5 protein-coding genes and 2 pseudogenes are annotated in these 7436 nt (G+C 41.5%); 5 read left to right on the top strand and 2 right to left on the bottom strand.

Features of this window, described 5'->3' with window-relative positions; translation table 11 throughout:
• On the bottom strand, positions 1-84 hold an 84-nt coding region (locus PX482_RS13240; protein ID WP_155120112.1), incomplete at its 3' end, for a helix-turn-helix domain-containing protein.
• A 91-nt stretch (positions 85-175) separates the two neighbouring features.
• Here PX482_RS13240 and PX482_RS13230 point away from each other — a divergent pair.
• Positions 176-2886: pseudogene (locus PX482_RS13230) on the top strand (O-linked N-acetylglucosamine transferase family protein).
• 112 nt (positions 2887-2998) lie between these two features.
• Here the strand turns inward: PX482_RS13230 and PX482_RS13225 are convergent.
• A pseudogene (locus PX482_RS13225) lies at positions 2999-3203 on the bottom strand (IS30 family transposase); the annotation flags it as partial.
• Positions 3204-3401: 198 nt separating this feature from the next.
• Between PX482_RS13225 and PX482_RS13220 the strand changes: the two are divergent.
• The 4 genes from PX482_RS13220 (at position 3402) to PX482_RS13205 (ending at position 7293) form a co-directional block, all read left to right on the top strand.
• Positions 3402-4205 carry a creatininase family protein gene (locus PX482_RS13220; RefSeq protein ID WP_002762063.1) on the top strand — a complete coding sequence of 268 codons (804 nt, stop codon included), beginning with the start codon at positions 3402-3404 and terminating at the stop codon, positions 4203-4205.
• Positions 4206-5082: 877 nt separating this feature from the next.
• Positions 5083-5640, top strand: a complete 558-nt coding sequence (gene efp, locus PX482_RS13215; RefSeq protein ID WP_002762061.1) for an elongation factor P — start codon at positions 5083-5085, stop codon at positions 5638-5640.
• Between the two features lie 166 nt (positions 5641-5806).
• Positions 5807-6301: an acetyl-CoA carboxylase biotin carboxyl carrier protein gene (gene accB, locus PX482_RS13210; protein ID WP_002762059.1), complete on the top strand. Its 495-nt coding sequence runs from the start codon at positions 5807-5809 to the stop codon at positions 6299-6301.
• 5 nt (positions 6302-6306) lie between these two features.
• The gene (locus PX482_RS13205) at positions 6307-7293 is read left to right on the top strand and encodes a zinc-dependent alcohol dehydrogenase family protein (RefSeq protein WP_288122534.1); all 987 of its coding nucleotides are present in this window, start codon (positions 6307-6309) and stop codon (positions 7291-7293) included.
• Positions 7294-7436 lie beyond the last annotated feature (143 nt).

Below are 7436 nucleotides of genomic sequence, written 5' to 3'. Positions count from 1 at the left end.
TAATCTTACACAGCCCAATGTGCGCCGCAATAGCGACTCTTGTTCTGGTGTGGGGTAAAATCGAAACGAATAGGCTTTTTCCATGTCCTTTCACACTAGCATATATTTCGTAAATGTGCTAATATTTAACAGTAAAGCCGTCGTAGAACGACGGGGTTTCAGACCCAAATTTTCGATGATCAACAGTAATCACCAACAAGCGATCGAGCTAATGTTAGCATCGGGAGACTATAATCAATTATTGTTATTCTGTCAACAAGCGCTCGCGGTTCATCCGGAAGTGACTGATTATTATCCCTATCTGGGATTAGCTTATCTGCTGCTAGAGCAGCAAGCAACAGCGCAAGAAATTTGTTTATTTTGGCTGTTACAATCAGAGTCCAGTCAGGATTTAATTGTGCTGCTCAAAAAAGAGATAATTAGAAATCTTGATTGCTGGCAGTTTGGCCAAGCTAAATTAATCTATCTTCAGTGGCTAGAATTAGAGGAAATAGAAGGGGATGAAGAGATAGAAAATTATGCCCTGACTGCGATAAACTCCTGTCTTCAAGAGGTGCAAGAGGCTATTAATCGGCAAGAATATACTTTAGCTGAGGACTTTTACTTAAGAATTTTATCTTGGCGTGAACAATTAGCTTACATCTGGCACGATTTAGGATATTTATACTATATAATTAACCGACTAACAGAATCTTTTAACTGTTTGGCACGAGCCATCAACTTAGAGGAAAATCAAGCCTTATATCATTATACTATGGCCATGGTGCTAGAAAAACAATCCCGTTTAGGTATAGCTTTATCAGCTTATCAAAAAGCGATTGATCTCAATCCCAATTTTATCGATGCTTATAACAAACTGGGCAATTTATTTTATAAACTAGGGCAGCTAAGCTAAACGGCTTTTACTTCGGATCACCGATATAGACTCCAAAAGGGTTATAGCTGTTGGATCATGCAGGTTAAGCGCCGTTTAGCTTAGAGTCAGCCGAAAAATTCTATCAGCAGGGAATTAATAAACAGGGTGATTTTTATCCTTTTTATATCAATTTAGGCAATGTCTATTTAGTTAAACAAGCTTGGACAGAGGCAAAAAATGCTTATAAAATGGCTCAACAACTGGCAGGAGATAGAGGAGAAATTAGTCAAAATCTCTCCCTTTGGGAAATTCTGCAAGCTGACCAAAAAAGAGCGGATCTTTATTCTGGTGATTATTTTTATCAAAGAAAAATCTATCAATTAGCATTAAACTATTATCAAAAATTATTAGCAATTAAAATAGAGGACAGCAATTTTTATTTAAATTGCGCCCATTGCTATCTCATTGTTAAAGGAGAAAAACAAGCTTTAGAAGTGTATAAAAAAGGCATTAACTATCATCCAGAAAATATTGATTTACATTTGCGCCTAATTTGGTTACTACAAAATAATTATCCGATCGAGGTGGCAATTCAAGCAACTAAATCAGCTTTAGAGTATCTTCCCGATCACCTATCCCTGAAGTTAGAATTAATGCGGTTAATGCCGATAGTTTACACAACTCAAGCAGATATTATGCTATATCGATCAAACTACGAGAAACAGTTAGATAATATCTTGTCTAATCTTGATTTAACCACTACTAATCAACAGCAGGATGCTTGGAAAAGTATTGGATTAAGAACTAACTTTTATCTTCAATATCAAGCTAAAAATGATTTAGAACTACAAAAAAAATATGGAGAATTAGTTTATAAAATTACCTCAGCCAACTTTCCTAATTGGGTGAAAAACCTAACCATACCGACGGGAAAAATTCGCCTTGGCTATATTTCTGCTCACTTGCGTCATCACACGGTAGCGAAACTGTTTCAAGGATGGTTGCAGTGGCGAAATCGAGAGCAATTTGAAATTTACTGTTATGGAATAGATATTAATAACACCTGCGATAATTTTACCAAACAATATCAAGAGCAAAGTGAATATTTTTATCAGTTTGATAATCTGGTAAATATAGAAAGAATTGCTCAACATATTTTAGATAATCAGTTACATATTCTAGTTTATTTAGATATTGGTATGGATGCTCGCACTACCCAACTAGCAGGATTGCGTTTAGCTCCAGTACAATGTGTAACTTGGGGTCATCCCATCACCTCAGGATTACCAACCATTGATTATTTTATCTCCAGTGAATTAATGGAACCCGCGCAGGGAGATAATCACTACAGTGAAAAATTAATTCGCTTATCCAATTTAGGTATTGCCTATGCCAAACCTTCCCTTCCTCCCCAGAGAAAAACTCGTTTAGAGATGGGATTAAACGAGGATAAAATCATCTATTTAAACTGTCAGAGTTTATTTAAATATCTGCCAGAAAATGACGATATTTTCCCTAGAATTGCCCAACAAGTTCCCAACAGCCAATTTATTTTTATCTGTCATCGTAGCGAATTTGTGACCCATTGCTTTCAGTCGAGATTAAGTCAAGCTTTTAATAAGTATGGACTCAATTGGCAAGATTACGGGGTAATGATGCCACAATTAGAACAAAATGATTATTTTCAGCTTAACTTATTAGCAGACATCTATTTAGATAACTTAAGTTGGTCGGGGGGAAATACCACCTTAGAAGCAATTGCCTGTCAGCTTCCAGTTGTTACCTGTCCGGGGGAATTTATGCGGGGAAGACATTCCTATGCTATCTTGAAAAAATTAGGCATAACCGAGACAATTGCTACGGATAAAAATCACTATATTGAAATTGCTATCCGTTTAGGTTTAGATAATCAATGGCGACAAACAATCAAAGATTATACTAAAATGAATATCGATACAGTATTTAACGATCGAACCTCTGTAGAAAGTCTAGAAAGATTTTATCAATCTGTAGTAGGAGAAGGTAAATAAAACTTTAGGGTTACATAGGGTTTGCGGCAAAAAGTTTGTTGGGGTGTGGGGTATGGGGAAGAAAACCACATAAAGTTCATTTTGTCAAGGATTTAAGATACTCTTACCCTGGGTTTAATCCTCTTTCCCAAAAATGATAAGGATTAGCAAAATAAAAATCTGCTCCTAGTTTCTGACTCAACTCTTGATGTCCACAAAATTCTTTGGCCTTGTCACAAAGGTCGGTTTTTCTTTTGTCAGGGGGAATCTCTTGGAAAAGTTTTTCGGTGACAAGGGTTGATTTCCGATGCGGTTTTGTTCTTGGCCAATGCTGCCACGCTCCGGAATCGCGCCACGCTTATTTTTCGCTCCGCTTCGACTCTTTCTTTTTCCTCGTCTGGCCCTATAGGTATTCTTGATGCTCTCCATAGTCTCGATAGTTGACGATTGGCCACCTTGCCAAGAATTAGTGATAAAATTACAATATAAACAGTAATTTTTCCCCCCAAGCATAATCCCTCACCCCCAATAAAATTATGATGCACGGTTTTATTCCCCCACATCGTTATTTTCCCTATCTTACTTGGACAGATATAGATTCAATGCCAGATAAGGAAAATGTGGTAATTATTCAACCCATCGGTGCGATCGAACAACACGGACCCCATCTACCTATTGCCGTCGATGCTGCCATTAGTTTAGGGGTTTTAGGCAAAGCTTTCGAGAAATTAGATACAAACATCGCCGCTTTCGCTTTACCCTGTCTCTACTACGGAAAATCTAACGAACATTGGTCTTTTCCAGGCACGATTACCCTCTCGGCAGCCACCTTATTAACCCTCATTCAAGAGATAGCTGAAAGTCTCTATCGTTCGGGTTTTCGCAAGTTAGTATTAATGAACTCCCACGGCGGGCAACCGCAAGTTATGGAAATTGCTGCTAGGGATATTCATCAACAATATCCCGATTTTTTAGTATTTCCTTTTTTCACTTGGCGAGTTCCCCACAATGCGGCTGAATTATTCTCGGAATATGAATTAGAATACGGTATTCATGCAGGAGATGTGGAAACTAGCATTATGTTATCATTACTGCCAGAACAGGTAAAAATTGAGCGGGCCGTCCGAGAATATCCCCAAGGTTTGCCAGAAAATAGTTTGTTAACTATGGAGGGAAAATTACCCTTTGCTTGGTTAACTAAGGAATTAACTAAAAGTGGAGTGATGGGAGATGCTACTAATGCAAGTAAAGAAAAAGGCGATCGATTATTAGAATCCGTTGCTAATGGTTGGGTACAGGCGATCGCTGATGTTTATCAATTCCGTCAACCGAAGTTATAGCGGTTCTCACACCTGTGTGGCACACTTAAACCTTTGCTAATTAAGCTTTTCAACATCGATAATGTACCTAGTGCGAACAGGAAACGCTATATATTAATAAAAGATTAATTAGAGTTGTTAATAAGCTGTACTGCATTTAAACTGCCTATTGTTAATTTTAGTACCAAGGATAAAAATTCCTCTCACTTCCCCTTTGATTCGGGAATTTGCTCACGATATTTACTGAGCATAAATAGAGTAAGTTTTAACAAGATAAGAGTAATTTTTTCCCATAATTATTAATCTCAATTATCAGTTTTATCCTTGAGGTTTTAGAAATTTTGTCAACGGTGACAAAAAGAAAATAAACGACATTTTTACCATATTTTTTCCGGGGGATAAGAATCGAAAACAGAATCAACGTCTAGGATAATTAGGGGCTGCTGAATAAATCTAAAAACCTTGTTGGATAAGGCTTTTAGACTTTTTTTCCTCAAAAAGTGCCGACCATTGGAGGGATCGGGGGTAAAATTCCTGGACTTTTTCCCTGAAAATTAGGTAACTGACTACCTCAAAATCGGTAAAACCCCACACCCCACACCCCACACCCTGCCCCCACGAAAAACTTTTTCAGCAGACCCTATCTATTTGGGATTTTAATTCGCCGGTGATCATCGCTGTTTACTCGTTCACTGCTTTCAATATTGCAGTAATATTGTACTAAAAATCGAGGTTTCAGGGTGAAAAATGCTATTAGGTACTTAAGTGATTAGCTTTTGTCCCTTGCTTGCCCCACCTCCCACCTCCCCCTTACCTGTACGGACGGGAAAAAAGTTTTTTCGGGTACAGGAAGTATGTAAAATGGAATGTTGATCTTTCTTGGCCTAAACAGCATTTCATGATTTCGAGTAACGACTTTCGGAGCGGTACGACCATCGAGATAGATGGCTCTGTCTGGCGGGTGGTGGAATTCCTGCACGTCAAACCGGGTAAGGGATCGGCCTTTGTGCGAACCAAGTTAAAAAATGTTCAGACCGGCAACGTGGTAGAACGGACGTTCCGGGCGGGGGAAACCTTACCCTCGGCCACGATCGAAAAGCGTACCATGCAGCACACCTACAAAGAAGGCGATCAGTTTGTCTTCATGGACATGGAGACTTTTGAGGAAGCAACTCTCACCCCGGTACAAATGGGCGATCGAGCCAAGTATCTGAAAGAAGGAATGGAAGTCAATATTCTCTTTTGGAATGATCAAGTGTTAGACATAGAATTGCCCACTTCGGTAATCTTGGAAATCACCGATACGGATCCAGGAGTCAAGGGAGATACGGCCACCGGTGGCACGAAACCGGCGATCGTAGAAACGGGAGCGCAGGTGATGGTTCCCCTGTTTATTTCTATCGGTGAAAGGATCAAAGTGGACACTCGGGATGGTTCCTATCTGGGACGGGAATAATTGTGATGAGAAGCCCAGAAATGAGGGCTTAGGGACGGGTTTAGGACTAAAGCCAGTGTTTCTGAGCCTGTTTCCCAAAACTTAGCCGCTAGATGGGAAAAATCGATAGTTTGGTGGGTGCGAATTTGGATTTGTTGCTTTTTATTTGCGAGGGGATTTCAGAGCGGTGACTATTGATTACAACGAAATTCGAGAACTGATCAAAACATTGGCAGCAACGGATATCAGTGAATTTAGCCTGAAAAGTGCAGATTTAGAGCTAAATATCCGCAAAGGAACCGTTAATACTGCCCTTGGGCCTCTCCCCGCTCCCTTGCCGGTGGTGACGGCCCCGGTCGCCGCTCCAGTGGTAGCCGCAGGTCCCACCCCGGTCCCAGAAACCCCCACTGCCGAACCCGTGGCCGCCGCTATGGATAAAAAATGGCTGGCGATTACCTCTCCCATGGTCGGCACTTTTTATCGCGCTGCTGCTCCCGATGAACCCTCTTTCGTGGAAAAAAACGATCGGATCCGTGTCGGACAAACGGTCTGTATCATCGAAGCGATGAAGTTGATGAATGAAATCGAAGCGGAGGTGGCCGGGCAAATCGTCGAAATCGCCGTCGCTAACGGTGAACCGGTAGAATTCGGTCAGACATTAATGTGGGTTAATCCCGAATAGACAGAATGAAAGCTATCCTCATGACCGCCGTGGATGTCCTACAGCTTCAGGAAGTCCCCACCCCGAAAATTAGTCAACCGCATCAGGTTTTAGTAGCATTAAAAGCCGCTGGTGTCAACCCTATTGATACAAAAATTCGTAAACGCGGCACTTTTTACCCCGAGCAAATGCCGGCCATTTTGGGCTGTGACGGGGCGGGAATTGTCGAGGCCGTTGGGGCGGCGGTGCAAGATTTTCGCCCCGGGGATGAAGTGTATTTTTGTAACGGCGGACTGGGCAAGGCCGGCACGGGAAATTATGCTGAATATGCCCTGATCGAGGCGGATTATCTGGCCCACAAGCCGAAATCTCTTTCTTTTGCCGAGGCGGCCGCTGTACCTTTAGTTTTAATCACCGCTTGGGAAGCACTCTACGATCGCGCCCGTCTTCAGTCGGGACAAAGCGTACTTATCCATGGCGGGGCCGGGGGTGTTGGTCATGTCGCGATTCAATTGGCGAAACTGAGGGGAGCTAAAGTTTATACGACGGTGGGAAATAGCGATAAAGAGCGTTTAGTGCGGCAATTAGGGGCAGATTACCCGATTTTATACAAACAAACCGATTTTGTCTCGGCGATACTTCAACAAACCGCAGGGAAAGGAGTAGATGTCGCTTTTGATACGGTGGGAGGGGAAACTTTTGGCCAAACTTGCCGAGCGGTGCGAGTGTACGGCGATATGGTGACGATTTTGGAACCTACGGGCAGCTGGAAGGAAGCGCGCGATCGCAATTTGCGGATTAGTTTAGAATTAATGTTAACCCCAGCTTTGATGGGACTGCCAGAAGCGCAAAAATATCAAACAGAAATTCTCAGACAAGGGGCGCGTTTAATTGACGAGAAAAAGTTAACTATTCATCTCTCCCAAACCTTCCCTTTAGCGGCAGCTATCAGCGCCCATCAACTGCTAGAAACTGGTTCGGTGACGGGGAAAATAGCCCTAATTATTGACTAGAAAGGTTCTTCGTTACTTAGTATGGTTCGATAGGGGGGCATAAATCGACTAAATCCTTATCTGGCAAGAGACTTAATTGATTAGTTCGCTCTAGAGCAAAAATAATTGACAAAAATCGCCAAATGCCTTTCTATATAAGGGTT

Source organism: Microcystis sp. M53602_WE12 (assembly GCF_030065455.1).
GTDB lineage: Bacteria > Cyanobacteriota > Cyanobacteriia > Cyanobacteriales > Microcystaceae > Microcystis > Microcystis aeruginosa.
Note: the sequence above shows the minus strand (reverse complement) of the source record. Positions and strands in the feature narration are given on the sequence as shown.